The sequence below is a fragment of the Pseudomonas sp. JL3 genome (assembly GCF_031570575.1).
Lineage (GTDB): Bacteria > Pseudomonadota > Gammaproteobacteria > Pseudomonadales > Pseudomonadaceae > Aquipseudomonas > Aquipseudomonas cucumis.
The window spans coordinates 49,768-74,360 of sequence record NZ_JAKWJK010000007.1; the positions used below are offsets into that span (position 1 = coordinate 49,768).

The 24,593-nt window shown below is 58.7% G+C and carries 25 protein-coding genes; 7 read left to right on the plus strand and 18 right to left on the minus strand.

Annotated features, from left to right (window positions below):
- Window positions 1–186 precede the first annotated feature (186 nt).
- Window positions 187–603, plus strand: a complete 417-nt coding sequence (locus MMG91_RS14410) for a GNAT family N-acetyltransferase (RefSeq protein ID WP_305446574.1) — start codon at window positions 187–189, stop codon at window positions 601–603.
- Window positions 604–649: 46 nt separating this feature from the next.
- On the opposite strand, the gene def is transcribed toward MMG91_RS14410, so the two are convergent.
- The 3 genes from def to MMG91_RS14425 form a co-directional block, all read right to left on the minus strand.
- On the minus strand, window positions 650–1,189 hold the full coding sequence (gene def, locus MMG91_RS14415) for a peptide deformylase (RefSeq protein ID WP_305446575.1): 540 nt from the start codon (window positions 1,187–1,189) through the stop codon (window positions 650–652).
- Window positions 1,186–2,130, minus strand: a complete 945-nt coding sequence (locus MMG91_RS14420; protein ID WP_305446576.1) for a YihY/virulence factor BrkB family protein — start codon at window positions 2,128–2,130, stop codon at window positions 1,186–1,188. Before MMG91_RS14420 ends, def begins: the two co-directional genes overlap by 4 nt.
- 170 nt (window positions 2,131–2,300) lie before the next feature.
- Complete coding sequence (locus MMG91_RS14425; protein WP_128870210.1) at window positions 2,301–2,492, minus strand: CsbD family protein; 192 nt, start codon at window positions 2,490–2,492, stop codon at window positions 2,301–2,303.
- A gap of 190 nt (window positions 2,493–2,682) precedes the next feature.
- Here MMG91_RS14425 and MMG91_RS14430 point away from each other — a divergent pair, with 190 nt between their 5' ends.
- On the plus strand, window positions 2,683–3,060 hold the full coding sequence (locus MMG91_RS14430) for a hypothetical protein (RefSeq protein ID WP_123719252.1): 378 nt from the start codon (window positions 2,683–2,685) through the stop codon (window positions 3,058–3,060).
- A 78-nt stretch (window positions 3,061–3,138) separates the two neighbouring features.
- On the opposite strand, the gene fadD1 is transcribed toward MMG91_RS14430, so the two are convergent.
- Entirely contained in the window at window positions 3,139–4,839 is a 1,701-nt protein-coding gene (fadD1, locus tag MMG91_RS14435) for a long-chain-fatty-acid--CoA ligase FadD1 (protein WP_310659976.1), read from the minus strand.
- 384 nt (window positions 4,840–5,223) lie between these two features.
- Window positions 5,224–6,912 carry a long-chain-fatty-acid--CoA ligase FadD2 gene (fadD2, locus tag MMG91_RS14440; protein WP_310659977.1) on the minus strand — a complete coding sequence of 563 codons (1,689 nt, stop codon included), beginning with the start codon at window positions 6,910–6,912 and terminating at the stop codon, window positions 5,224–5,226.
- Window positions 6,913–7,169: 257 nt separating this feature from the next.
- On the opposite strand from fadD2, the gene MMG91_RS14445 reads away from it, so the two are divergent.
- Both MMG91_RS14445 and MMG91_RS14450 read left to right on the plus strand, forming a co-directional pair.
- Complete coding sequence (locus MMG91_RS14445; RefSeq protein WP_310659978.1) at window positions 7,170–8,114, plus strand: alpha/beta hydrolase; 945 nt, start codon at window positions 7,170–7,172, stop codon at window positions 8,112–8,114.
- A 41-nt stretch (window positions 8,115–8,155) separates the two neighbouring features.
- On the plus strand, window positions 8,156–8,626 hold the full coding sequence (locus MMG91_RS14450; protein ID WP_007934748.1) for a MaoC family dehydratase: 471 nt from the start codon (window positions 8,156–8,158) through the stop codon (window positions 8,624–8,626).
- A gap of 85 nt (window positions 8,627–8,711) precedes the next feature.
- Here the strand turns inward: MMG91_RS14450 and MMG91_RS14455 are convergent, their stop codons facing one another.
- The 4 genes from MMG91_RS14455 to MMG91_RS14470 form a co-directional block, all read right to left on the minus strand.
- Window positions 8,712–9,572: an HlyD family secretion protein gene (locus MMG91_RS14455; protein ID WP_305446580.1), complete on the minus strand. Its 861-nt coding sequence runs from the start codon at window positions 9,570–9,572 to the stop codon at window positions 8,712–8,714.
- Between the two features lie 11 nt (window positions 9,573–9,583).
- Window positions 9,584–9,790, minus strand: coding sequence for a DUF1656 domain-containing protein (locus tag MMG91_RS14460; RefSeq protein ID WP_305446581.1), 207 nt, complete (start codon window positions 9,788–9,790; stop codon window positions 9,584–9,586).
- Window positions 9,777–11,765 (minus strand): FUSC family protein, encoded by a 1,989-nt coding sequence (locus MMG91_RS14465; protein ID WP_310659979.1) that lies wholly within the window; start codon window positions 11,763–11,765, stop codon window positions 9,777–9,779. The genes MMG91_RS14460 and MMG91_RS14465 overlap by 14 nt, the downstream gene beginning before the upstream one ends.
- A 157-nt stretch (window positions 11,766–11,922) precedes the next feature.
- Complete coding sequence (locus tag MMG91_RS14470; protein WP_305446583.1) at window positions 11,923–12,390, minus strand: PA2169 family four-helix-bundle protein; 468 nt, start codon at window positions 12,388–12,390, stop codon at window positions 11,923–11,925.
- 204 nt (window positions 12,391–12,594) lie between these two features.
- On the opposite strand from MMG91_RS14470, the gene MMG91_RS14475 reads away from it, so the two are divergent.
- Entirely contained in the window at window positions 12,595–12,831 is a 237-nt protein-coding gene (locus MMG91_RS14475) for a DUF3820 family protein (protein ID WP_007949456.1), read from the plus strand.
- A 25-nt stretch (window positions 12,832–12,856) separates the two neighbouring features.
- Window positions 12,857–14,038 carry an aminotransferase class V-fold PLP-dependent enzyme gene (locus MMG91_RS14480; protein ID WP_310659980.1) on the plus strand — a complete coding sequence of 394 codons (1,182 nt, stop codon included), beginning with the start codon at window positions 12,857–12,859 and terminating at the stop codon, window positions 14,036–14,038.
- Between the two features lie 2 nt (window positions 14,039–14,040).
- On the opposite strand, the gene MMG91_RS14485 is transcribed toward MMG91_RS14480, so the two are convergent.
- The 4 genes from MMG91_RS14485 to zwf all read right to left on the minus strand — a co-directional run bounded on the left by MMG91_RS14485 (window position 14,041) and on the right by zwf (window position 17,803).
- Window positions 14,041–14,766: an intradiol ring-cleavage dioxygenase gene (locus tag MMG91_RS14485; protein ID WP_305446585.1), complete on the minus strand. Its 726-nt coding sequence runs from the start codon at window positions 14,764–14,766 to the stop codon at window positions 14,041–14,043.
- 184 nt (window positions 14,767–14,950) lie between these two features.
- Window positions 14,951–15,616 (minus strand): bifunctional 4-hydroxy-2-oxoglutarate aldolase/2-dehydro-3-deoxy-phosphogluconate aldolase, encoded by a 666-nt coding sequence (locus MMG91_RS14490; RefSeq protein ID WP_305446586.1) that lies wholly within the window; start codon window positions 15,614–15,616, stop codon window positions 14,951–14,953.
- Between the two features lie 17 nt (window positions 15,617–15,633).
- Entirely contained in the window at window positions 15,634–16,347 is a 714-nt protein-coding gene (gene pgl, locus MMG91_RS14495) for a 6-phosphogluconolactonase (RefSeq protein WP_310659981.1), read from the minus strand.
- Window positions 16,334–17,803: a glucose-6-phosphate dehydrogenase gene (gene zwf / locus MMG91_RS14500; protein WP_008072962.1), complete on the minus strand. Its 1,470-nt coding sequence runs from the start codon at window positions 17,801–17,803 to the stop codon at window positions 16,334–16,336. Before zwf ends, pgl begins: the two co-directional genes overlap by 14 nt.
- Window positions 17,804–18,031: 228 nt before the next feature.
- On the opposite strand from zwf, the gene MMG91_RS14505 reads away from it, so the two are divergent.
- Window positions 18,032–18,892, plus strand: a complete 861-nt coding sequence (locus tag MMG91_RS14505) for a MurR/RpiR family transcriptional regulator (protein WP_173667542.1) — start codon at window positions 18,032–18,034, stop codon at window positions 18,890–18,892.
- Between the two features lie 56 nt (window positions 18,893–18,948).
- Here the strand turns inward: MMG91_RS14505 and MMG91_RS14510 are convergent, their stop codons facing one another.
- The 5 genes from MMG91_RS14510 to MMG91_RS14530 form a co-directional block, all read right to left on the minus strand.
- Entirely contained in the window at window positions 18,949–19,848 is a 900-nt protein-coding gene (locus tag MMG91_RS14510) for a D-hexose-6-phosphate mutarotase (RefSeq protein ID WP_305446588.1), read from the minus strand.
- Between the two features lie 224 nt (window positions 19,849–20,072).
- Window positions 20,073–21,419: a carbohydrate porin gene (locus MMG91_RS14515; RefSeq protein WP_310659982.1), complete on the minus strand. Its 1,347-nt coding sequence runs from the start codon at window positions 21,417–21,419 to the stop codon at window positions 20,073–20,075.
- Between the two features lie 162 nt (window positions 21,420–21,581).
- Window positions 21,582–22,742 carry an ABC transporter ATP-binding protein gene (locus MMG91_RS14520; protein ID WP_310659983.1) on the minus strand — a complete coding sequence of 387 codons (1,161 nt, stop codon included), beginning with the start codon at window positions 22,740–22,742 and terminating at the stop codon, window positions 21,582–21,584.
- Between the two features lie 3 nt (window positions 22,743–22,745).
- On the minus strand, window positions 22,746–23,591 hold the full coding sequence (locus MMG91_RS14525; protein WP_008009453.1) for a carbohydrate ABC transporter permease: 846 nt from the start codon (window positions 23,589–23,591) through the stop codon (window positions 22,746–22,748).
- Complete coding sequence (locus tag MMG91_RS14530) at window positions 23,584–24,492, minus strand: carbohydrate ABC transporter permease (protein WP_007902369.1); 909 nt, start codon at window positions 24,490–24,492, stop codon at window positions 23,584–23,586. The genes MMG91_RS14525 and MMG91_RS14530 overlap by 8 nt, the downstream gene beginning before the upstream one ends.
- Window positions 24,493–24,593: the final 101 nt, after the last annotated feature.

The following is a 24,593-nucleotide window of genomic DNA, read 5'->3' on the forward strand; positions in this document are numbered from 1 at the left end:
GCCTTCTTGTCCGCACGTTTTTCATCGGCGGTTTTAGCCGGTTTCTTCTTTGCCGCTTTCTTTGAATCCATGCCTTTGGCCATGATACATACTCCACTCATACGGGACGTGAGATCAGGTATACACCTATCCTCGCGCCCGCGTTCTTTTATAATCACCCGCTTTGCGTACCGACAGTCCGAATCCATGTCCAACACCCAGTACACCTTGCTCGACGAGCCGTTATGGCCGTTGATGAACAAGTTTTACCGCGCCCACCAATCGTCGATGAAAGCGGTCCGCGACGCTCGGCTGTGGGTGGCAAAACGCGATGAGATCATTGCGGCGTTATGTTTGCGGCCAGTGGCGGGCGGGCATTGGTTGACCGGGTTGTTCGTCGATCCGGGCTGTCGTGAGCAGGGGATCGCCGCGACGTTGATCGCCCACGCCGTCAAGCACCTCGAAGAGCCGGTCTGGTTGTTTTGCCATCCGGATTTGCGTGGCTTTTATGAGCGCCGCGGTTTTACCTTCGACCCGCCCCTGCCCTACGCCATGGCTGAACGATTGAGTCGTTATGCGCGCAGCAAACCGATGATTGCGATGGGGTTGGAACCGAAGCACTAGAGACCTGTGAAGATCGAATGTGGGAGCGGTGGATTCAGGGACGGTGTCAGTCGTCCGCCGCAGGGTCGAGGTCAGGGAACATCACTTCGGTAAACCCGAACTTGCTGAAATCACTGATGCGCGACGGGTACAACCGGCCGATCAGGTGATCGCATTCATGCTGCACCACCCGCGCATGAAATCCCGAGGCAATGCGCACGATCGGCTCACCCTTGGGATCGAAGCCTTCATAACGAATCTGCTGATAACGATTCACCGCACCACGCAGGCCCGGCACCGACAGGCAGCCTTCGAAACCCTCTTCGAGGGTCGGGCTCAATGGCGTGATCAGCGGATTGATCAAAATCGTCTGCGGCACCGCTTCGGCGTCCGGATAGCGTTCGCTGTGTTCGAAACCAAAGATCACCAGTTGCAGGTCGACACCGATCTGCGGCGCGGCCAGGCCGACCCCGCCGACGCTTTCCATGGTCTGGAACATGTCATCGATCAATTGCCACAACTCGGGGCTGTCGAACATTTCTGCCGGCACCGGTGGGGCAATGCGCAGCAGGCGCTCATCGCCCATTTTCAGAATTTCACGGATCATTTTATGGCTTCGTCAGTGGTCGGCTTGATTGAGTGGTCCCGTCCCAGTCCCGAAACGTGGTGTTTGGGTTCTTCGGGCACCTTCTCGCCAGGCTTCTTGCCTTCGGATGACATGTGCTCGATCACCGCGTTCATTTCCGCGCCGAGCAATAGCACCGCGGCGGAAATATAGAAGTACAGCAACAACACGATGATCGCGCCGATACTGCCATACATGGCGTTGTAGTTGGCGAAGGTTTTGACGTAGAGACCGAAGCCCAGCGAAGCGATGATCCAGACCACCACGGACAACACCGCACCCGGGGTGATGAAGCGAAACTCTTGTTTGACGTCGGGCATGACGTAGTAAATCAGCGCCACCGCCATCATCAACAGAATCACGATCACCGGCCAGCGCACAATGGTCCATAAGGTTACGATGAAATCCTCGAGGCCGACTTGTGCGGCGATCCAGCCCATCACCTGCGGCCCGAGCACCATCAGCGCGGCAGCGATCAGCAACATGCCGGCGATGCCAATGGTGTAGAAAATCGACAAAGGAAAACGCTTCCAGACCGGACGGCCTTCGACCACGTCGTACGCCGCATTCATTGCGCTCATCATCAGCCGCACACCGGCGGACGCGGTCCACAGGGCGATCACGATACCCACCGAGAGCAAACCACCCTTGGATTGCTGGAGCTGGTCGATCACCGGGTTCACCTGCTCCAGCGCCTGGGGCGGCAGGACCAGTTCCGATTGCAGGCGCAGCCAGGAGAAGAAGTCCGGCAAATGCAGGAAGCCGATCAGGGCGATCAGGAACAGGATGAAAGGGAACAGCGAGAACAGCATTTGATAGGCCAGCGCCGAGGCATAGGTCGACATTTCGTCGTCGACGAACTCGGTGACCGTGCGCATCATCACGCGATGCAGGGGCAGACCTTTCATGGTAGGAAAAAACATTAGCGTCTCCTTTCGCCGCAAAAAGGTTGAAGTCATGGCGACTCAGAGGCCGTTTTCTACAACAAAGTAGCCTACTTGGCGACTTTGAAACAATTTCCTTGCTCAAGTTCAAGCTGACACAAAAACGGCCATCCGCGGATGGCCGTTTCTATTACTCGTCAAAGCCCGGGTTACGCCTTGTCGATGCCTTTTTTGAGAGCATCCTTGGCTTTGCCGACCGCTTGCTGGGCTTCGCCTTTCTTTTCCTGCACCACGCCTTCGGCGCGCATTTTGTCGTTACCGGTGGCCTTGCCGACGCCTTGCTTGACGTTGCCGGCCGCTTCGTTTGCCATGCCTTTAACTTTATCGCCAGTGCTGCCCATGGTATTTCTCCTGTGAACATTCAACGGGGAAAGTGGTTACACAAGGATTGACCGAGGGCCTTTGCGCAGAGTTTCATTTATTTATTAACCGGACATTTCGCAGGTTAGGCTTTATGTTTGCAGGCTTTGCCCCGAGAATGCGCAACGTATTCAGGCCATGGCGCTGAAGATCCAATCCCGTAGGAACGTTATGAAACTCGATAAAAAGCAGGCCATTGCCCGCAGAAACCAGGAACTTGGCGGTGCGGTGCTCGGCGTCAACAACTGCCATTTCACCGAATTGAACCGTAACCGCAACATTTTCTGGTTCGATATCCCGGTCGCGCGTCTGGCCGTTGGTCAGTACGAATGGATTCACTTGCTGATGCATACCCCGGATACCGACGAACTGCTGCACCTGAAAGTGCCGACGGTGTTCCTGCGCGAGAAACTCGAAGGCCTGGTGGTGCGCAATCAAGGCAAGCGCAAGGCTGCATTGAGCCTGGAACTGAGCGCCGACAAAGACTCCTATCTGCAGGACATGCGCCCGGCCGGTACCAATGTCAATTTCGCGCAGTTCCGCCTGTAAGTTGATCGCTCCCACGCTCTGCGTGGGAACGATCAGTCAGGCAACAAAAAGCCCCGCATCTGCGGGGCTTTTGTTTGATTAGGCGCTTACTTTCTTCACGCCCAGTTTCTTCAGCTCTTCGTCGCGCAGTTCGCGGCGCAGGATCTTGCCGACGTTGGTGGTCGGCAGCGCGTCGCGGAATTCCACGGCTTTCGGTACTTTGTAGCCGGTAACGTTGGCGCGCATGTGCTCCATCACCTGTTCCTTGGTCAGGGTCACGCCCGGTTTGGCGACGATGAAAATCTTGATCGCCTCCCCCGACTTCTCGTCCGGCACACCGATGGCCGCGCATTGCAGCACGCCCGGCAGGGTCGCCAGCACGTCTTCAAGTTCATTGGGGTACACGTTGAAACCGGAGACCAGGATCATGTCTTTCTTGCGATCGACAATGCGCATGTAACCGTCAGGCTGGATCAGCGCGATGTCACCGGTCTTCAACCAGCCTTCGCTGTCGAGTATTTCATCAGTGGCGTCCTGACGTTGCCAGTAGCCCTTCATGACTTGCGGACCTTTCACACACAACTCGCCGATGGCGCCCAATGGCTGTTCAACTCCGGCATCGTCGATGACTTTGCACAGGGTCGACGGCACCGGAATACCGATGGTGCCGATCTGGATGTTCTGGCTCGGGTTCACCGTGGCCACCGGGCTGGTTTCGGTCATGCCGTAACCTTCGCAGATCGGGCAACCGGTGACCGCTTTCCAGCGTTCGGCCGCGGCCAGTTGCAAGGCCATGCCGCCGGACAGGGTGATTTTCAGACTGGAGAAATCCAGCTTGCGGAACGCTTCGTTGTTGCACAACGCGACGAACAGCGTGTTCAGGCCGACGAAACCGCTGAACTTCCACTTCGACAGTTCCTTGACCATCGCCGTCAGGTCGCGCGGGTTGCTGATCAGGATGTTGTGGTTGCCGATCAACATCATCGCCATGCAATGAAAGGTGAACGCATAGATGTGGTACAGCGGCAGCGGCGTGATCAGAATCTCGCAACCTTCGTTGAGGTTGGAGCCCATCAGCGCCTTGCACTGCAGCATGTTCGCCACGAGGTTGCGATGGGTCAGCATCGCGCCCTTGGCCACGCCGGTGGTACCGCCGGTGTATTGCAGCACGGCGACGTCGCTGCTGGCCGGGTTGGCTTCAGCCACTGGCTGGCCATGGCCCTTGCGCAGCACGTCATTGAATTTGATGGCCTTGGGCAAGTGATACGCCGGGACCATCTTCTTCACGTACTTGATCACGCTGTTGACCAGCAGACGCTTGAGCGGTGGCAACAGGTCGGCCACTTCAGTAACGATCACGTGCTTGACGCCAGTCTTCGGCACCACGAGCTCGGCCAGATGCGCCATATTCGCCAGGCAGACCAAGGCTTTGGCGCCGGAGTCGTTGAATTGGTGTTCCATTTCCCGCGCGGTGTACAACGGGTTGGTGTTGACCACGATCAGCCCGGCGCGGATGGCACCGAAGACGGCGACCGGATACTGCAACACATTGGGCAGTTGCACGGCGATTCGATCGCCGGGCTGCAAATCGGTATGCTGTTGCAGGTAAGCGGCAAAGGCACCGGACAATTCGTACAGCTCACCGTAGGTGATTGTCTTGCCCAGGTTGCTGAATGCCGGTTTGTCAGCGAAGCGTTGGCAGGACTGCTTCAACACTGCCTGAATATTCGGATACTCGTCTGGATTGATCTCGGCAGCAATTCCAGCTGGGTACTTATCCTTCCAAAAGTCTTCGATCATGGAAGCCCACTCCTCAGCAACGCGAATTCAAATACCGCATTTGATGCGATTATTATTGGTGTTTGATTATTGGTGAGTCTGGCTTTTAACAAGGCCGAGAAGTCACAAAGCGCGCCGAGAGTAGCAGCTTTGCCAAGGGCCGACTAGAGCCAAAATCGGCCTCTACAGTCACATTTTTGACTATTGACTATTCAATGGTCACTTTTAGAGCAAAAATTCTATAGAGCCTTGACAGCCCCTGAAACCGGGGTTTCAGCCCCTTAAAAGCTTCGCGGGCAAGCCTCGCTCCTACAGGGTTCGCGTCGTTCACTGCTATGTGAACAACACTGGGCCTGTGGGAGCGTGGCTTGCCCGCGATCCGCACGATGCGCGGCCATTCAACGATCAGGCGATCTCTCGCAACTCCCGCCGCAGAATCTTGCCCACCGGCGTCATCGGCAACGACTCACGCAAGACGATGTGTTTGGGCACTTTGTAGGCCGTGAAGTTTTCCTTGCAGTAGGCTTTCAGCTCTTCAAGGCTGACCCCGGATTCACGGGCCACCACAAACAACTTCACCGCCTCTCCCGAACGCTCGTCCGGCACGCCGATCACCGCGCAGTTGGCGACTTTCGGGTGAGCCATCACCACGTCTTCGATTTCGTTCGGGTACACGTTGAAGCCCGAGACGATGATCATGTCTTTCTTGCGATCGACGATGCGCACGAAACCGTCCGGATCGATCACCGCGATGTCACCCGACTTGAACCAGCCGTCGGCGTCCAGCACTTCGGCGGTGGCTTCGGGTTTCTGCCAGTAACCCTTCATGATCTGCGGGCCCTTGATGCACAATTCGCCGCGCTCGCTCAGCGGCAGCTCGACGCCCTCATCGTTGATGATCTTGAGCGTCGTGCCCGGCACCGGCAAGCCGACCGTGCCGATGCGTGATTTGTCGCCGTAGGGGTTGGTGCAGGCCACCGGCGAGGTTTCGGTCAGGCCATAACCCTCGGTGATCCGGCAACCAGTGAGCTGCTCCCAACGCTCGGCCGTGGCCTTGACCAGCGCGGTGCCGCCGGAATTGGTGAGTTTGAGACTGGAGAAATCCAGGGTCTTGAAGTCGGGGTGGTCCATCAGCGCAACGAACAGCGTGTTGAGCCCCAGAAGTGCCGAGAACCGCCAGTTTTTCAGTTCCTTGATGAAGTTACCAGTATCTCGTGGATTGGTGATCAGCACGTTGTGGTTGCCGGTCACCATCATGCACATGCAGTTCGCCGTGAAAGCATAGATATGGTAAAGCGGCAGCGGAGCGATCATCACTTCCTGGCCTTCGCGCAGCAGCGGTTGGCCGTCGGTGCCGAATTGCCCGAGACACGCGCGCGCCTGTTGCATGTTCGCCACCAGATTACCGTGGGTCAGCATGGCGCCCTTGGCCAGCCCGGTGGTGCCGCCGGTGTATTGCAGCACGGCGATGTCATCGAGGCCGACGCTCAGCGGTTTGATGCCCAGACCTCGGCCAAGACGCAACGCGCTCTTGAAGGAAATGGCCTGGGGCAATGAATAGTCCGGGACCATTTTCTTGACTTTGCTCACCAGGGTATTGACCAGCCAGCCCTTGGCGGTGGGCATCAAGTCGCCCATCTTCGCTTCGATCAGATACTGGATGTCAGTGTCGGGCAGCACTTCCTGGACCTTCTGTCCGAACACGTTCAGGTAGACCAGCGCCCGCGTACCGGAGTCCTTGAATTGATGGCGCATCTCCCGGGCGGTATACAACGGGTTGGTATTGACCACGATCAGCCCGGCGCGCAGGGCGCCAAACACGGCAATCGGATAATGCAGGATGTTAGGCATCTGCACCGCAATGCGATCCCCCGGCACCAGGTCGGTGTGGGCTTGCAGGTAACCGGCGAAAGCAGTGCTGTAGCGTTCCAGTTCGGCGTAGGTCAGGGTCACGCCCATGTTGCTGAATGCCGGGCGGTCGGCAAATTTCTTGCAGGAACGCTCGAACACCTCAATCACCGACTTATAGGCCCCAAGGTCAATATCCAGGGGCACGCCGGCCGGGCGTTTGTCATTCCAGAAATCAGGTTGCATTGTTTTTGTCCTCTTTACCTGAACCTATTCGGGGCCGCTTTTTTGTCCTTCTCTCTCATTCCTCAAAAGCAGAAAGCGAAAAGCGGTGCTTCCCGGACACTAGCAGCTATGGTGAATCAGGCAAATATGCGCACGCTCGTCATTGATCGCGTGAATCTTGCTGCCCCGGCGTGGCCTGATCAGACGGCATGCGTTGGATGCGCTATACAATGCAGCGGGGCTGTTTTCCCATCGCAGCCCAATGCAAAGGAATCGCCATGATCCACGACACTTTCTGGCTGACCGCGAGTGACCGCAGCCGCCTCTTCGTCAACCAGTGGCTGCCGGCGGCGCCGCTCAAGGCGGTGATCCTGCTGGCCCACGGCATGGCGGAACACAGCGGTCGCTACGCCCGCCTGGCGCAAGCCTGCTGTGATCAGGATTACGGCGTCTATGCGCCGGACCTGCGTGGACATGGCAAAACTGCCGAAAACGGCACCCTGGGCCATTTCGCCGACGATGATGGCTGGTGCAAAGTGGTTGGCGACCTGGCCAGCCTTAACCAGCATATCGGCCAACAGCATCCCGGCGTGCCGATCGTGCTGCTGGGCCACAGCATGGGCAGCTACATCGCCCAGGCTTACTTGCTGCACCATAGCGCCAGCCTGCACGGGGCGATTCTCAGCGGCTCGAATTTCCAGCCTATAGCGCTCTATCGCGCAGCGCGACAGATTGCTCGTCTGGAACGCCTGCGCCAAGGCCCCAAGGGGCGCAGTGCGCTGATCGAATGGCTGTCGTTCGGCTCGTTCAACAAGAAATTCAAACCGGCGCGTACGCCGTTCGACTGGCTGAGCCGCGACCCGGCCGAAGTCGACAAATACGCCAATGACCCGCTCTGCGGCTTTCGCTGTACCAATCAACTGTGGATCGATTTGCTCGGCGGCTTGCAGCAAATCAGCAAAGCGTCCAATCTCGCCCAGATCGATCCGGGCCTGCCGCTGCTGGTGATTGGCGGCGAATGTGATCCGGTGAGCGAAGGCAAACGTCTGAAAGATCTGGCCCACGCGTTGCGCGACGCTGGCTGCCAGAGCCTGCAGCTGACTATCTACCCGCAGGCCCGGCATGAACTGTTCAATGAGAGCAACCGCGACGAAGTGACGGCCGACGTGCTGAACTGGATCGCCCAAGCCTTGAGCGCTCGCCGGCCACCCAGAACCGAATAGTTTTTTGTGGATTTTTTAATTCGTCACAGGAATCGAGACAGATGACCCAGGTTACCAACACCCCTTACGAAGCCCTCGAAATCGGCCAGACCGCCAGCTACAGCAAGACCGTCGAAGAGCGCGACATTCAGTTGTTCGCCGCGATGTCCGGCGATCACAACCCGGTGCACCTGGACGCCGAATTCGCCGCCGCCAGCATGTTCAAGGAGCGCATCGCCCACGGCATGTTCAGCGGCGCGTTGATCAGCGCGGCGGTGGCTTGCGAATTGCCTGGGCCGGGGACTATTTATATCGGTCAGACGATGAGCTTTCAGAAGCCAGTGAAAATTGGCGACACACTGACTGTGCGCCTGGAAATTCTCGAGAAACTGCCGAAGTTTCGTGTGCGCATCGCCACTCGAGTGTTCAACCAGCGCGATGAGTTGGTGGTGGATGGCGAGGCGGAAATTCTGGCGCCACGCAAGCAACAGACCGTGACATTGCCGACGTTGCCGGCGATCAGTATCGGCTGATTTGCAAGCCCCCAAAAGATCGCAGCCTTCGGCAGTTCCTGCAGAGATCGGCGTAGGAGCTGCCGAAGGCTGCGATCTTTTGATCTTAGCGCCCCTCTTGCACCTGCACACTCGCCGTCATCCCCGCACTCAAACTGATCCCTTCAGGCAACTTGTCGAGCTTGATCCGTACCGGAATCCGCTGCGCCAGGCGCACCCAGTTAAACGTCGGTTCTACCTCGGCCAGCAACTGCCCATCGGGCGTGGTATTGCGGTCGGTAATCCCGCGGCTGATACTTTCGACGTGCCCCTGCAACGCCTCCCCCGCGCTCATGAGCCAGACCTTGACCGGATCACCGACGCGAATTCGCGGCAGTTTGGTTTCCTCAAAATACGCTTGGACATAAAAAGTCGAATCGTCGATCAACGCCATCACCGGTTGCCCGGCATTCACGTAATTACCCTGGGCCAGACGCAAGTTGGTGACGTGGCCGCTACGCGGCGCATGCACCTCGCTGCGGGTCAGGTTGAGTTGCGCGACCTTGGCTTCAGCCTGAGCTTCGCGCAGTTCGCCCCGGGCGATGCCAGCATTGATTTGTGCGTTCTCGCGCAGTTCGGCGCTGATCGCCTGCGGCCCAAGACTGGCGCGGCGGCTGGCTTCGTGTTCACGCAGACTGAGTTGCTGCTGACGGGTCTGCACCACCGCTTGCGCCTTCTCCAGCGCGGCTTCGAAACGATCACGGTCGATGCTCAGCAACACATCGCCAGCCTTGACCTGTTGGTTATCGAACGCCTTGAGCTCACGCACCCACCCGGAAACGTCCGGGGCGATGACTACGACGTCGGCGCGGATCCGAGCGTCGCGGGTCCAGGGCGTCAACATGTAGTACTGCCATAGATGGAAACCGGCAAAAATCGCCAGCGCCGTCAGGCTCAGGGTTATCGCGACACGTACGGGTGTACGCATATTCAACTCCTTTATAAAGGCCCGAAGACGACGGTGATCAGGGTCAATACACAGACGTACAAGGCGCAATCAAACAATGCTTCGTGCCAGATCCAGCGGCCGACAGGGGTCATGCGCAACACCATGCGCAACGCTCCGGTGACCAGCAACGCCAGCAGCACATCAATCAGAAACGGGCTGAGCAGCACGCCACCCATCGACCACTCACGCAAGCCCATGGCTTTGCTCCTGTTGGTGACACCAGGCACGCCAGCTGCTTTGCAATTGCAGCACCGCGCCCTGGGCGAGTTTCACCGCATCGCTGGGCGGCAACGCGTACAAGGCTTTCAATAACTCTTCACTCGGTTGCGCCAACGCCTCGGCGCGACTGCCGGCCGGGCCTTGCTCGAGGACTTTTTCCAGTTGTTCGAGATAACGTCGCTGGGGCTCTTTGACCGGCGCCTGCGCCACCGCCAGGCTCAAGCGCAAATGCAGAAGTTCATCGCCAATGTCCAGGCCGAGCAAGCCATCATCCCAGCGGCTGCGCGCCGGCTCCGGCAACTCGGGATAATGCCGCGCCAGTTGCAGCAAACGGTCGGCCATACGCCCGCCGAACCAGCTTTCGGCGCCGCGCAGACTGCGTCGGGTCAGGCGCACCAGATCGGCGAGGGTCGCCGCCAGTAACCGTCGACCATGCCATGTCGGGTTACGCAAGATCAGCAAGTGAAACGCCAGCACGGCGGCGCCGACACCAATCAGCATGGCCTGAGCGCTGTTGAAGAAATTCGCGACATCGAATTTCATCATGTTCAGCGGCGATACCAACACAATGAAGTGCAGGCAGAACGAAGTGGCCGTGGCACCGATCTGCGGCATGGCCATGCCCAGCGCGCCGAGAAACAGCGGCACGCCCATGCCCATGCACAGCAAGGCAAACCCGCTCCATTGCGGCAGCAGAATCTGCCCGACAATAAATGCCGACGGAATCGCCAGCACAATCCCCCGCAGAAAGCTCATGCCGATTTGCGCCCCATTCTCGCGGCTGGCAAACAGACTGCACACCACACCCGTCAGCACCAGCGCGCCCGACGCCGCCGGCCATGCCGTCGCCAGCCAGAAACCCGACACCACCAGAAACGCCAGCGCACTGCGCGCGCCAAAGACCAGCGCCAATGACAGGTCACGGTGCGGCGTCAGGGTTCTCGGCGGATCGACCGTTTCACGCCCCTCCTGCACCGCTTTCAATGCCGCACAGGCTGCCATGGCGGTATCGAGCAACAAGGTGAAACGGGCCAGGCAGTAACTTTGCGCCGAACTGATGAATGCATCGTGAGAGGCGTCGAGCAACCTCGGGCGCAACGCTTGCAACAGGGTGGTATCACAAGCGCCAAGAGCATCCTGAACCTCGGCCATCCATGGCATCAGTTGCTCGGCTTCCTGCTGCTCCAACTGATTCCATTGGCGGCGCACCGAACGGGCGATGCGCAACAGCATCAACAGCTTCTGACTCAAACCGCTGATGGCGCGAGCTCGTTGCCGACCGAGACTGCCTTCAAACCAGGCATGCTCCCGTTGCGCGTCGACTGCGACGATTTTCCCGAGGATTTCCAGCAAGCCTTTACGCGCCTGACCGTCGCCGGCCAGGGTCGCACGCGCGGTATTCATCCCGCTTTGCCAGGCTGCCCGGGCTTGATCCGCCAGTTGCCATTCGACCCGCAACGGCCAGAGCAATGCACTGGCTGCAGTGGCGCAGAGAATGCCCAGGCAGATCTCCGTGCAGCGAGCCACGGCTTGATCGAACACCGTCAGCGGATGGGTAATGGCCGGCAATGCGATGATCGCCACCGTGTAACCGGCCAACACAAAGGAATAGGACCAGGCACTGCGCAGCAAGGTCGAGCTCGCCGTACACAGCCCGAGCCACAACGCCAACGCCAGCAAAAACAGCCAGGGCGTCTGGGCGAACAGGCCCATGAACACCACCGACATGATCGTCCCGACCAAAGTCCCCAACAGCCGTGCCAACCCCTTCTGCACCACCATCCCGGACAACGGTTGGGCGACGATAAACGCGGTCATCAACGCCCACGATGGTTGCTCCAGCCCCCAGCGCAACGCCAGCCACAGCGCCAGGCCGCCGCCGATCAACGTCTTGATCGCGAACTGCAAGGCGCGGCGGTCAGGCGCGAACAAGGCCTGCAAAGTAATGGGCACGTAAGACACTCTTGAAAGGACGGTTTAACGATAGCCGGGTTAGGCAAGATGATAGGGGTGACAAATTATTAGCTAGCTATCTATATCCCGTCCAGCGTTAAATTCCAAACATAAAAAAACGCCAGACTGGCTGGCGTTCTTGACAGGCAACGAACGCTTATGAGCGTGCGCGAGCCTGGTTACGCAGGGCTTTCACCTGATCATGGTTGCGTTGCACGCCGTGGTACTGGCGTTCAACGATGTCACGAATGCTCACCAGGTTGTCTTTGTTGATTTTTTCCAGGGCTTCCTTGTAAGCCTTCTTAGCGTGGTCTTCACCGCGTTCGGCCTCGTTTAGCACCGCTTCTTCATCCTTGCCGGTGAACATCGCCTTCACGTCGACCCAGCGACGGTGCATATCGCCACTGACACTGGTGGAGGTTTCCGGATCACCGCCCAGGGAACGCACAGTGGCCTGCAGCTCGGCAGCGGCAGCCGCGCAGTCGGCGGAGCGCTGAATGAACAGGTTTTTAAGTTCTGGATTTTTGATGTCTTCAGCGCAAGTCTTGAACCCTTCCTGACCGTCTTTACAGGTTTCAATCAGGTCGTTGAGTACAGAGATCGCTTCTTTGTTGATGTCGGTCATTTTTCAATTCCTTGCGGTTGATGAAAGATGCAATAAGTAGTTGCACCCTGCATGCCAGCTTTGAATTGACGACTTTTTATTTATATTTCAATCGGTTAGCTTTTAAGGCGAAATCTGTATCCGCTTTTTTTGCATGATCTGTCATTTGGCCTGCATGCAGAATGCCTGTATTTTCCAGACTGTTTTGAATCAAGACGACTGATGATGAATCCCGAAAAGCTTGAACTACTCATTACCCGCGAAATGCCCTTCGGCAAATACAAGGGCCGCATCATTGCTGACCTGCCCGGCCAGTACCTGAACTGGTTCGCTCGCGAAGGTTTCCCCCACGGTGAACTGGGCGGTTTACTGGCTTTAATGCAGGAAATCGACCACAACGGCTTGTCGGAACTGCTCGAACCGCTGCGCGCCAAACACGGCAAACCCGCCCCTCGTCACTGACCCGCCCTACCTCACCGAGTTGCTCATGCCCGATAACACCCGCCGCTCCCGCGATGAAGTCTTTTGGCAGACCTTTGCCGACCGCTACGCTGTCGAACCCGGCCCCCTGAACCTGGAGAACGGTTACTTCGGGCGCATGTCGCGCACTGTGGTCGAGGAGTATCAGCGCAACATCGAACTGATCAACCGGGGCAACTCGGTGCATGTGCGCCAGCGCTTCGAACAGGGCGAAAGCGTCCCGATTCGTGCGCAACTGGCCGAGCTGATCGGTGCCCCCGCCGAAGCCGTCGCCCTCACCCGCAACGCCTCGGACGGCCTGCAATCGCTGATCCGCAACTACAACCGCCTGGAACCGGGCGATCAGGTGCTGATATGCGATCTGGAGTACGACACGGTCAAAAGCGCGATGCGTTGGCTGGCCCGCTATCGAGGCGTGGAAGTGATCGAGATCGAACACCACCACCCCGCCAGTTTCGACAGTTTGCTGACCACTTACCGCGAAGCTTTCGTGCGTTATCCGCGACTGAAGCTGATGGCCCTGACCCACGTCACCCATCGCACCGGGCTGGTCATGCCGGTGCAGGCGATTGCTGCTGCCGCCAGGGAATACGGCATTGACGTGATTCTCGACGGCGCCCATGCCTTGGGTCAGATCAAGTTCAATCTCGATGAGCTGGGCATCGCCTTTGCCGGCTACAACCTGCACAAATGGATCGGTGCGCCGCTGACTCTGGGGTTCATTTATATCGCGCCCCAGCGCCTGGCCGATATTGACCCGGACATGGGCGAGATGCACTTCCCGATCACCGACATTCGCGCCCGCACGCCCTACAGCACCCCGAATATCCCGGCCCTGCTGACCCTGCCACTGGTGTTGGAAGAACATCACGCCATGGGCGGTTCCGTCGCCAAGGGCACGCGGCTCAATTACCTGCGCAACCGATGGGTCGATGCCGTGCGGGGGTTACCGGGGATCGATGTCATGACCCCCAATGACCCGCGCCTGTATTGCGGCATCACCTCGATGCGCTTTACCCGGCATGCCGATCAACAGGCGATGGTCGAGCGCCTGCTCAACGATTACAACCTGTTTACCGTGGCACGCAGCGGCGCGGCGTGTGGCCCGTGCATCCGCATTACACCGGGACTCACTACCACCGCCGCCGACATGGATCTGCTGGCCGATGCCCTGAACGCATTGCGCTGAGGTCACACGGTGTACTTGTCGAAGTCCTGGGGTTTGATCTGTGATGACAGCGCAAACGTGTCGACACCGATGGTCATGCGGCCGAAAAAGCCGTCCTCATTCGAATCTCGACCGATGGAATGGACATTCAAGATCGAGGCTTCACCCCCCATGCTCTGATAGAACTCATCCTGCTCGTTGTTCAGCGCGCAGGTGCCACGCCCACGGTACTCGCGGGCATTGAGTACCGACCGTGAAGCCGCCTCGGGAAAGTACAGCTGACCGACCCAGGCGACATGCCGCTCTTCCAGGTAGTTGTTGCCGGCCGTGATTCGTACCGCGACATGAATATGCACGGCGCGGCCGGCATAAAAACCCGGGTAGATAGTGGTAAATCGCACCACGCCCAGTTGATCGGTGAATTGCCCGCCGCGCAGGTAGGTATCGTCATCGGTGCGCGGAATCGAACCGATGGCATCGACATCGACTTCCTTGTCCGGGTCGAGCTTGCTCCAACCCGAATACGCCCCGCGCGCGTTGCAATGCCAGATATCGACCAGCGCCCCGGTGACCGGTTGACCGGTCATCGCATCGACGATCGTCAGTCGCAGCACCAGGGGAATGCCATCCATGCCTTCGCTGATGTTTCGTCTGATCAGTTTCGGGTTTCGAAAATACGGACCGGCGATCTGTTCGGGTGACAGTTGGCACACCGTTGGTGGGGATGTAATTGCAGTGTTGTCGTCCATGACGTTCTCTCATCCATAAGATGAACGCAGGTTAACGCTGAACGAGCGACGAGATGCGGTAACTATGTATCGCATGATGTCCTGTGGGAGCGGGTTATATTTCAGGCAAAAAAAAACGGTGCACCGACCAAGCGCACCGTAAAGCCGTAGAACACACAACGAAGTGTTTGGTAAATCCGGTTAATCAGTCCAGCAGGGCCAATGCCTCGGCGGTGCACTCCTGGATGCGGGCCCAATCGCCGTTCTTGATCCACTCGGGGTCAAGCATCCAGCTGCCGCCCACGCACATCACGTTTTTCAACGCCATGTAGCTCTTGATATTGGCCGGGCTGACGCCGCCGGTCGGGCAGAATTTTACTTCGCCGAACGGGCCGCCCAAGGCTTTGATGGCCGCGACGCCGCCGCTGACTTCCGCCGGGAACAGCTTGAAGCGGCGATAACCCAGGCTATAGCCTTCCATGATGCCAGAGGCATTGCTGATGCCCGGCAGCAGCGGGACCGGGCTACCGACACTGGCTTCAAGCAGATCACGGGTAATGCCCGGCGTGACGATGAATTGCGAACCGGCCGCTTCGGCAGCGGCCAGCATGCTGCGATCGAGCACGGTGCCGGCACCGGTCACCAGTTCCGGACGCTTTTCGCGCAGGATCTGGATCGCCTTGAGGCCGAACTGCGAACGCAGGGTCACTTCCAGCGCCGTCAGGCCACCGGCCGCCAGGGCGTCGGCCAACGGCAGCACGTCCTGTTCACGAGCGATGGTGATCACCGGCAGGATCCGCGCCTTGGCGCAGAGGCTGTCGATCAGGGCAACTTTGTCCGCCATGGAAACGGTCGGTGATGTGTTTGTCATAGCGGCTGATCCTTGGTTCATGGGCACCAGTAAATCTCTAACGTAGGTTGCAGAAACGCCCGAATCGGCATGGCGGCGACATCGTCACCGGCCAGTGCGGCATTCAGGGTGGTCAGCTTGGACTGACCGGAAATCGATAGAACGGTGTGCTTCGCCGAAGCCAGCAACGCGCGACTCATGGTTAGCCGTTGATGAGGCACGGTCGGCGCCAGCATCGGCCAGCAGCGACGGGGACCGTCGACTTTCAAGGCGTCGGCCAGGTTCGGGCTGTTGGGGAACAGCGATGCGGTATGACCGTCATCACCCATGCCCAGCACCAGAACGTCGATCGGCGGCAATTCCGCGAGCAAGCGATCAGCCTGCTCGGCGGCCTGTTCCAGGTTGGCGGTGGCGCTGTAGAGGCTCAGGAACTGAGCCTTGGCCGCCGGGCCTTGCAACAGGTAACGCTTGAGCAGACCGGCATTGCTGTCGACATGTTCCACCGGCACCCAGCGCTCGTCAGCCAGCGTGACGACAACCTTGGACCAGTCCAGCGTCTGCTTGGCCAGGTGCTGGAAAAACGCCACCGGGCTGCGGCCACCGGAAACCACCAAGGTCGCGGTGCCGCGCGCGTCGATCGCGTCGCTCAGTTGCTTGGCCACATTCAGCGCCAGGCCTTCGGCCAGCAGCACCGGGCTTTTGAACTCATGAGCGCTGACGCCCTGAGGCAGTTTCAATTCAGATATCGCCATACCACGACCTCCCGTCCCGCGTAATCAGTGCGATGGAGCTCATCGGCCCCCAGGACCCGGCCGCGTACGGCTTGGGCGCATCACCGGATTTTTTCCACCCGGCGATCAACTGGTCACACCACTTCCACGCGGCTTCGATTTCATCTTTACGGACAAACAAATTCTGATTGCCGCGCATCACTTCCAGCAACAACCGCTCGTAGGCGTCGGGAATCCGCGCACTGCGATAGGTATCGGAAAAATTCAGCTGCAACGGACCGCTGCGCAGCTGCATGCCTTTGTCCAGGCCTTGTTCTTTGGTCATCACGCGCAAGGAAATGCCTTCGTCCGGTTGCAGGCGGATGATCAGCTTGTTGCTGATCTGCAAGCGCTGCTCGGGGGCGAAGATGTAGTGCGACGGTTCCTTGAAGTGGATGACGATCTGCGACAGCTTTTGCGGCATGCGCTTGCCGGTGCGCAGGTAGAACGGCACGCCGGCCCAGCGCCAGTTGCGAATGTCGGCACGCAGGGCGACGAAGGTTTCGGTGTCGCTCTGGGTATTGGAATTAGGCTCCTCCAGATAACCGGGCACCGATTTGCCTTCGCTGTGACCAGCGATGTACTGGCCGCGCACCACCTGAGTGGTCAGGCCTTCCGGGCTGATCGGTGCCAGCGCCTTGAGGACTTTGACTTTCTCATCGCGGATGCTGTCGGCGGACAGGTCGGCCGGCGGGTCCATGGCGATCAGGCAGAGCAATTGCAGCAGGTGATTCTGGATCATGTCCCGCAGCTGCCCGGCCTTGTCGAAATAGCCCCAACGGCCTTCGATCCCGACCTTCTCGGCCACGGTGATTTCCACGTGGGAGATGTAATTCTGGTTCCACTGGGTTTCGAACAGGCTGTTGGCGAAACGCAGCGCGATCAGGTTTTGTACGGTCTCTTTGCCCAGGTAGTGGTCGATGCGGTAGGTGCGGTTCTCCGGGAAGAACTGCGCCACGGCGTCGTTGACCTTGCGCGAGGATTCCAGGTCCGAACCGATGGGTTTTTCCAGCACCACGCGGGTGTTTTCGGTCAGGCCGACCTTCGACAGGTTCTCGCAAATAGCGCCATAAACCGCTGCCGGGGTGGCGAAGTAAGCAATCACCCGCTGGGCGCTGCCAGCCTGTTCGGCCAAGGCGACGTAATCGTCAGCCTTGAGGAAGTCGACGTGCAGGTAGCTCAAACGCGCCAGGAAGCGCTCGACCACCGCTTCATCCAGTTCTTTGGCTCCGACGTAGCGACGCAACTCGGTGGCGATGAACGCCAGATGCTGCTGCTCGCTGCCGGGTTCACGGGCCAGCGCGATAATGCGCGTATCCTCATGAAGCAGGCCGGCGCCATCGAGTTGATAGAGGGCAGGAAACAGCTTGCGCAAGGCTAGATCGCCGAGAGCGCCGAACAAGGCAAAGGTGCACGGTTCAACCGTAATCGAAGGCATGATGTTTGTTCTTTTATCAAGTTAAGCTACAAATACCTTTTTTCAAGGCATCACTCAAGAGAAAATGTAGTAATAACCATAACATTTTCGCAAAATACAGATTCCGAGTGGTGGTCGGTCGGAGCCATCAGTAGGATAGGCCACCGTTATGGGCCGTATCAAAGGCCCAATTTGCATTAGCCGAACGCTTATTTGCGCTGCTGACCTAAGGAACATGAAATGGACCGCGTGCGAAATTTACTGGAACAGATCCAGAATCGCCTTGAAGACCTGAACAAGGCTGAACGCAAAGTCGCCGAAGTGATCCTGCTCAACCCAGAGCAGGCCACCCGGTTCAGCATCGCCGCCCTCGCCCAGGCCTCTAAAGTCAGCGAGCCGACGGTCAACCGTTTCTGCCGTTCGTTTGGCGTCAGCGGCTACCCGGAACTCAAGCTTCAATTGGCCCAAAGCCTGGCCAGTGGCGCGGCATATGTCAGCCGTGCGGTCGAGGCCGACGATAATCCAGAGGCCTATACCAAAAAGATTTTCGGCAGCGCCATCGCTTCTTTGGACAGTGCATTACAGGCGCTTGACCCGAACCTGATCAGCCGCGCTGTCGACCTGTTGATCCAGGCCCGGCAGATCCACTTCTTCGGCCTCGGCGCCTCGGCCCCGGTGGCGCTGGATGCGCAGCACAAGTTCTTCCGCTTCAACCTGGCGGTGACCGCCCATGCCGACGTGCTGATGCAACGCATGATTGCTTCGGTGGCCCATACCGGTGAGTTGTTCGTGATCATTTCCTACACCGGTCGCACTCGCGAACTGGTGGAAGTGGCGCGCATTGCCCGGGAAAACGGCGCTTCAGTGCTGGGTTTGACGGCCGAGGGTTCGCCACTGGCCAAGGCGAGCACCTTGAGCCTGAACATCCCGTTACCGGAAGACACCGACATCTATATGCCGATGACGTCGCGGATCATTCAGTTGACCGTGCTCGATGTGCTCGCCACCGGCATGACCCTGCGCCGGGGCGTGGATTTCCAGCCGCATTTGCGCAAGATCAAGGAAAGCCTGAATGCCAGTCGGTATCCGATTGGGGATGAGTTTAATTAGTCCACCATGATCGTTCCCACGCTCCCGCGTGGGAACGCAGCCCGTGACGCTCCGTGTCACTGGACGCGGAGCGTCCCTTGAGGCATTCCCACGCAGAGCGTGGGAACGATCACCCGCGCCTGCAAACTCAAATGCGCCCGCTCTCCCGGTGCCAGGCATAGGCTGTCGGTCCCGCCACTGGCCGCTTCCACACAGACGAACTCTAAAACCTCGTTCCAGCTTACGCCCAGCAACGGCCGCGAGCCGGGATGCCAGACCACCGTGTCTGCATGGTCACCGGTGTCGATGCACAACTGCCGCTGCCAGGCGTGGTCCTTGAGCTGCAATTCGCCGTCATGCTGGAACACTCTCTGACAACCGCCGTCGACCCGCAACTCGCCTTCCTGCTGGCAAACCTGGCGGCTCAACTGGTCGTAACCTTGCGCGCCGTCGAGCCCAGACAGCGCTACCTCGCCCACGTCACCAATACGCCAGTAGGCGTGCAACGCCTGGCTCAACTGACACGGCATGTCGTCCTGATGCTCGGTGCTCAGGTGCAAATCCATGCGTTCGCCCAGGTGCGCGTGCAAGTCCACTTGCCAGTCGCACAGCTGTAACTGCCAGTGCAGGTGCACGCCATCGTCATCACTGCTGCTGTCGAGCAGTTTCCAGTCGAGCAAACGCGCCCAGCCATGGGACGGCCAGGCGTTTTCGCTCGGATGACGGCCGTACCACGGCCAACACACCGGCACACCGCCGCGAATCGCACCGACATGCGGCCACTTCGCCGCGCACCACAACCAGGGTTTCTGACCCTTTGGCTGGAAGTGCAGCAACTGCGCGCCCTGTCGACTGAACACCGCCTGACACAGCGGATGGTCGATCACCAGCACATCGCGCATCTGATAGCGCTCCCACGCAAACACCGGCCGTTCGCGCAAGGATTTGAAAAAGCGTTGTAGCGGATGCTCAAGCATGTGCCACGGTCCTGAAAATCATTTTTTTACCTGATCATTCCCACGCTCTGCGTGGGAATGCATCCCGTGACGCTCTGCGTCACATACGATGGACGCAGAGCGGCGGTTACCACGCAGAGCGTGGGAACGATCTGCTCCAAGGGATGTGCTGCCCCCAAAAAAAAGCGGACAGCCATGGCCGTCCGCAAATATGCGCACATAGAGAGGAGCTTATCGCAACAGCGTTAGAACACCGACTGAATTTTCAGACCAGCCACCAGAGCGTTGTCGACTTCATCCACACCACCCGGGTGAGTGATGTATTGCAGGTTAGGACGCACGGTCAGCCAGTTGGTAACGTGGAAGCCGTAGTTGATCTCGTAGTTGTACTCGGTGGAACGCAACGGCGAGAACAGCGGATCGTTGTAGTCAGTGACACCATTGGCGGCGTTGACCAACTCGGCGTTTTTCTTCACATCGTCGTTGACATGGATACGGGAGAAACCGATCCCGACGTCATCTTTAGGACGCGCATCAAACGGGCCCTTGTACACAAACATCAGCGACTGGTAGTTGTCGACGAAGTTGGTGTCCTTGTCGTGGAAGGTGGCGTTAGCCGCGATGTTCAGACCGCGTGAAGCATCACCGTTGTGAGTGGTCAGTTGTTGCTGCGCCACGAACCAGTAGCCGTGCTTGCTATCGTGGCTGCGATAAGCGTTGCCGCTGGTCGCTGCATCATTGCCGTTGGCGTCTTCACGAACGTCATCGGCGTTGGCAGTGCTCTTGTAGTAACCGACACGGTATTCGCCCGGCAGGTTGTTGACCTTCGGCGACCAGACCAATTCAACTGGCAAGACGGTGCCTTCGGTACCACTGCCGCTGAGCTTGAAGCCGTTACCGTGTTCCAGTTGCGACGGGTTCTGGTTGTACGCGCCAATCTGCGCATAGAACTCAGGCGTGATGTTGTACTTCACGCGAATCGCCGCCTGCATGACCGGCCAGTTGTACCAGATGTTGGTCGCCCAGTTACCCGCTTGGGAACCGCAGAATGCCAGGTTCTGGAACTCGCAAGGGAAGGTGTTGAAGTCTTCGCCTTCGCCGAAGTAACCGGCCTTGACGTCCAGCTTACCGTCGAGGAACTGGTGCTTGATCCACAACTGGGTCAAACGGACCATGTGGCCACGACCGTAGACTTCCTGGGAGGAACTCAAGGTGCCGGCACGCGGGTCGCCGACACGGTCATTGGAGATGTTCTCACCGTTACGGTTGGTGAGCTGGATCTTCGCCTGGGTGTTATCCCAGCCCCACAGCTTTTCCAGGTCCAGCGCCACGCCCAAGCCAAACTGGTCGGCGTAACGCGCCGTCTTGTCGTCGTTGTAACCGCCATGCAGGTTGGCGCCCACTTCACCGACGTAGTCGGCCTTGATGTCGATACCTTGTTCGATCAGCCTGGTCCGCTCGCCGCCCCAATCCCCGGTCATCCACTGCGAGTCAGCACTGAACGCGTCAGCCGCGTGTACGCTACCGGCCATAGTCATCACCGCAAGAGCTGACAATTGGCAGATAAGCTGAGCGTTGTTGTTCTTCTTCATCCCTACATCCTCGTCTTTATTGTTATTAACTGTTTTTATCTAACGCGGTTTACATCAAGTGCAACGCACGACAGTCCGGGCGCCACGGATCCCCCTGTGGGGGCGAGCTTGTGGCGAGGGGGCTGCCCCCTCGCCACAAGCTCGCCCCCACATTTTTGATCTTTATCTACCTTTAAATTGGGCTACGTTGGCGCTGTGAGCTTCGGTTTTTGGCAGGCCGGCCACCCCCAGGCGCTCACCGGTCTTGGCATCGAACAACAGCACTTTCGATGGATCGAATTGCAGGGTCAGGGTCTCGCCCACGGCCGGCGCGACGTCCGGTGCCAGGCGGCAGCAGACTTTGGTGTCGTTGAGATTGACGAACACCAGGGTGTCGGGACCGGTCGGTTCGGTGACCTGCACTTCGGCACGAATGGTCGGCAAACCATTCGGCTCGCTGCCCGCCAGAACGATCTGTTCCGGGCGCATGCCGAGGATCACTTCGCGGTCTTCAAGCCCGGCGTCTTGCATGCCCAGCGGCAACTCGCAACGCGCCTGACAACTGTCGAGCAGCGCTACCAACCGACCTTCCTTGCGTTGCAAACGCAGAGGGATGAAGTTCATCGGCGGCGAACCGATGAAGCTCGCCACGAACAGGTTGGCCGGATTGTTGTAGATGTCTTTCGGCGTGCCGAACTGCTGAATGATCCCGTCCTTCATCACCGCCACTTTGTCGCCCAGAGTCATGGCTTCGATCTGGTCGTGAGTCACGTAGACCGTGGTGGTTTTCAGGCGCTGGTGCATCAGTTTCATTTCGGTGCGCATCTCGACCCGCAGCTTGGCGTCGAGGTTGGACAGCGGCTCATCGAACAGGTAAATCTTCGGCCGCCGCGCCAGCGCCCGGCCCATGGCCACGCGCTGTTGCTGACCACCGGAGAGCTGGCCTGGTTTGCGGCTGAGCAGATGTTCGATTTGCAGCAGCTTGGCCACGCGAGCGACTTCTTCGTCGATTTCGGCGGTGGGCATTTTGCGAATCTTCAGGCCGAACGCGATGTTGTCGCGCACGCTCATGGTCGGGTACAGCGCGTAAGACTGGAACACCATGGCGATGTCGCGATCTTTCGGGCTCATGCCGCTGATGTCGGCGTCGTCCACCAGGATCGCCCCGCCGCTGATGTTTTCCAGACCCGCAATGCAGTTCATCAAGGTGGATTTACCACAGCCCGATGGACCAACCAGGATCAGGAACTCACCGTCATTGATCTTCAGCTCGATGTTTTTCAGGGTGTCCGGCAAACCGGCGCCGTAGGTTTTGTTAACGTTGCGTAATTCGAGAGTTGCCATGTTCTACCCCTTGACCGCGCCGGACGTCAGCCCACGCAGGAAATACTTGCCAGCGAATATGTAGACCAGCAGTGTCGGCAGCCCGGCGATCATCGCGGCGGCCATATCAACGTTGTATTCCTTGGCCCCGGTGCTGGTGTTGACCAGATTGTTCAGGGCCACGGTAATCGGCTGGGCATCGCCACTGGCGAAGACCACGCCGAACAGGAAGTCATTCCAGATTTGCGTGAACTGCCAGATCAGGCAGACCATCACGATCGGGATCGACATCGGCAGCAGGATCTTCCAGAAAATCGTGAAGAAGCCCGCGCCATCCAGTCGCGCCGCCTTGACCAGCGCATCCGGAATGCTCACGTAGTAGTTGCGGAAGAACAGCGTGGTGAACGCCAGACCGTAAACCACGTGCACCAGCACCAGGCCGGTGGTGGTGTTGGCCAGGCCGATCTTGCCGAGGGTGAACGAGGCTGGCAGCAGCACGGTCTGGAACGGCAGGAAGCAGCCGAACAACAACAGGCCGAAGAACAGTTGCGAACCACGGAAGCGCCACATCGACAGCACGTAGCCGTTCATGGCACCGATGAAAGTAGAGATCAGTACTGCCGGCACGGTGATTTTCACCGAGTTCCAGAAGTAGCTGCCGACACTGTCCCAGGCCTTTATCCAGCCGATGCCATCAATCACTTGCGGCAAGCTCAACAGGTTGCCGGTGCGGATGTCTTCCGGGGATTTGAAACTGGTCAGCAGCATCACCACCAGCGGGACCAGATAGATCGCCGCAGCCAGCAACAAGGTTGCATAGATCGCGATGCGACTGAAGCTGATCGCCGGTTTGCCAAGTTGATTACTCATGGCGTTTGCCTCGCAATTCGGAGTACAGGTACGGCACCAGAATCGCCAGGATCGCGCCGAGCATCATCATGGCGCTCGCCGAACCAATGCCCATCTGGCCACGGCTGAAAGTGAAGGAGTACATGAACATCGCCGGCAGGTCAGACGAGTAGCCCGGGCCACCCGCGGTCATCGCCGCCACCAGGTCGAAGCTCTTGATAGCGATGTGCGCCAGGATCATGAAAGCGCTGAAGAACACCGGGCGCAGGCTCGGCAATACGATCTTCAAGTAGATGGTCGGCAGGCTCGCACCGTCGACTTGCGCCGCGCGGATGATCGATTGATCGACGCCACGCAGGCCGGCCAAGAACATCGCCATCACAAACCCGGAGGCTTGCCACACGGCGGCGATCACCAGGCAATACACCACGCGATCCTGATCCACCAGCCAGTCGAGACGGAAGCCTTCCCAGCCCCAGTCACGCAGCATTTTGTCCAGACCCAGGCCTGGGTTGAGCAGCCATTTCCATGCGGTACCGGTCACGATCATCGAGAGCGCCATCGGGTACAGGTAAACGGTGCGGATGAAGCCTTCCTTGCGAATGCGCTGATCCAGCAGCACGGCGAGGAACACGCCCAGCACCAGGCTGATGCCGATGAACATGCCGCCGAACACCGCGAGGTTCTTGCTCGCGACCCACCAACGATCGTTGTCCATCAGGCGAATGTATTGCTGCAGGCCGACCCACTTGTAGCTCGGCATGAAGCTGGAATTGGTGAAGGACAGAACAAATGTCCAGATGATGTAACCGTAAAAACCAACCAGGACGATCAGCATGCTAGGCGCCAAAACCAGCTTGGGAAGCCAGCGCTGCAATGCGTCGAACGGTGAGGCTTTGCTGAAAACCGCCACAGAGCTCATCGGGATAATCCAGGTGAAGAGAAATGGAATCGGCACGGCGATCCCTTGTGGGAGCGGGTTTCTGTGGGAGCTGGCTTGCCTGCGATGGCATCAACTCGGTT

Excerpts from the sequence above, each read along its gene's own strand:
- MMG91_RS14455 (WP_305446580.1), bottom strand. The coding sequence starts at position 9,572 with ATGCGTACACCCGTACGTGTCGCGATAACCCTGAGCCTGACGGCGCTG.
- MMG91_RS14410 (WP_305446574.1), top strand. The coding sequence starts at position 187 with ATGTCCAACACCCAGTACACCTTGCTCGACGAGCCGTTATGGCCGTTG.
- MMG91_RS14475 (WP_007949456.1), top strand. The coding sequence starts at position 12,595 with ATGAATCCCGAAAAGCTTGAACTACTCATTACCCGCGAAATGCCCTTC.
- MMG91_RS14490 (WP_305446586.1), bottom strand. The coding sequence starts at position 15,616 with ATGACAAACACATCACCGACCGTTTCCATGGCGGACAAAGTTGCCCTG.
- MMG91_RS14445 (WP_310659978.1), top strand. The coding sequence starts at position 7,170 with ATGATCCACGACACTTTCTGGCTGACCGCGAGTGACCGCAGCCGCCTC.
- MMG91_RS14525 (WP_008009453.1), bottom strand. The coding sequence starts at position 23,591 with ATGAGTAATCAACTTGGCAAACCGGCGATCAGCTTCAGTCGCATCGCG.
- MMG91_RS14530 (WP_007902369.1), bottom strand. The coding sequence starts at position 24,492 with ATGAGCTCTGTGGCGGTTTTCAGCAAAGCCTCACCGTTCGACGCATTG.
- MMG91_RS14430 (WP_123719252.1), top strand. The coding sequence starts at position 2,683 with ATGAAACTCGATAAAAAGCAGGCCATTGCCCGCAGAAACCAGGAACTT.
- MMG91_RS14425 (WP_128870210.1), bottom strand. The coding sequence starts at position 2,492 with ATGGGCAGCACTGGCGATAAAGTTAAAGGCATGGCAAACGAAGCGGCC.
- MMG91_RS14520 (WP_310659983.1), bottom strand. The coding sequence starts at position 22,742 with ATGGCAACTCTCGAATTACGCAACGTTAACAAAACCTACGGCGCCGGT.
- zwf (WP_008072962.1), bottom strand. The coding sequence starts at position 17,803 with ATGCCTTCGATTACGGTTGAACCGTGCACCTTTGCCTTGTTCGGCGCT.
- fadD1 (WP_310659976.1), bottom strand. The coding sequence starts at position 4,839 with ATGATCGAAGACTTTTGGAAGGATAAGTACCCAGCTGGAATTGCTGCC.
- fadD2 (WP_310659977.1), bottom strand. The coding sequence starts at position 6,912 with ATGCAACCTGATTTCTGGAATGACAAACGCCCGGCCGGCGTGCCCCTG.
- MMG91_RS14485 (WP_305446585.1), bottom strand. The coding sequence starts at position 14,766 with ATGGACGACAACACTGCAATTACATCCCCACCAACGGTGTGCCAACTG.
- MMG91_RS14480 (WP_310659980.1), top strand. The coding sequence starts at position 12,857 with ATGCCCGATAACACCCGCCGCTCCCGCGATGAAGTCTTTTGGCAGACC.
- pgl (WP_310659981.1), bottom strand. The coding sequence starts at position 16,347 with ATGGCGATATCTGAATTGAAACTGCCTCAGGGCGTCAGCGCTCATGAG.
- MMG91_RS14515 (WP_310659982.1), bottom strand. The coding sequence starts at position 21,419 with ATGAAGAAGAACAACAACGCTCAGCTTATCTGCCAATTGTCAGCTCTT.
- MMG91_RS14510 (WP_305446588.1), bottom strand. The coding sequence starts at position 19,848 with ATGCTTGAGCATCCGCTACAACGCTTTTTCAAATCCTTGCGCGAACGG.
- MMG91_RS14460 (WP_305446581.1), bottom strand. The coding sequence starts at position 9,790 with ATGGGCTTGCGTGAGTGGTCGATGGGTGGCGTGCTGCTCAGCCCGTTT.
- def (WP_305446575.1), bottom strand. The coding sequence starts at position 1,189 with ATGATCCGTGAAATTCTGAAAATGGGCGATGAGCGCCTGCTGCGCATT.
- MMG91_RS14470 (WP_305446583.1), bottom strand. The coding sequence starts at position 12,390 with ATGACCGACATCAACAAAGAAGCGATCTCTGTACTCAACGACCTGATT.
- MMG91_RS14420 (WP_305446576.1), bottom strand. The coding sequence starts at position 2,130 with ATGTTTTTTCCTACCATGAAAGGTCTGCCCCTGCATCGCGTGATGATG.
- MMG91_RS14450 (WP_007934748.1), top strand. The coding sequence starts at position 8,156 with ATGACCCAGGTTACCAACACCCCTTACGAAGCCCTCGAAATCGGCCAG.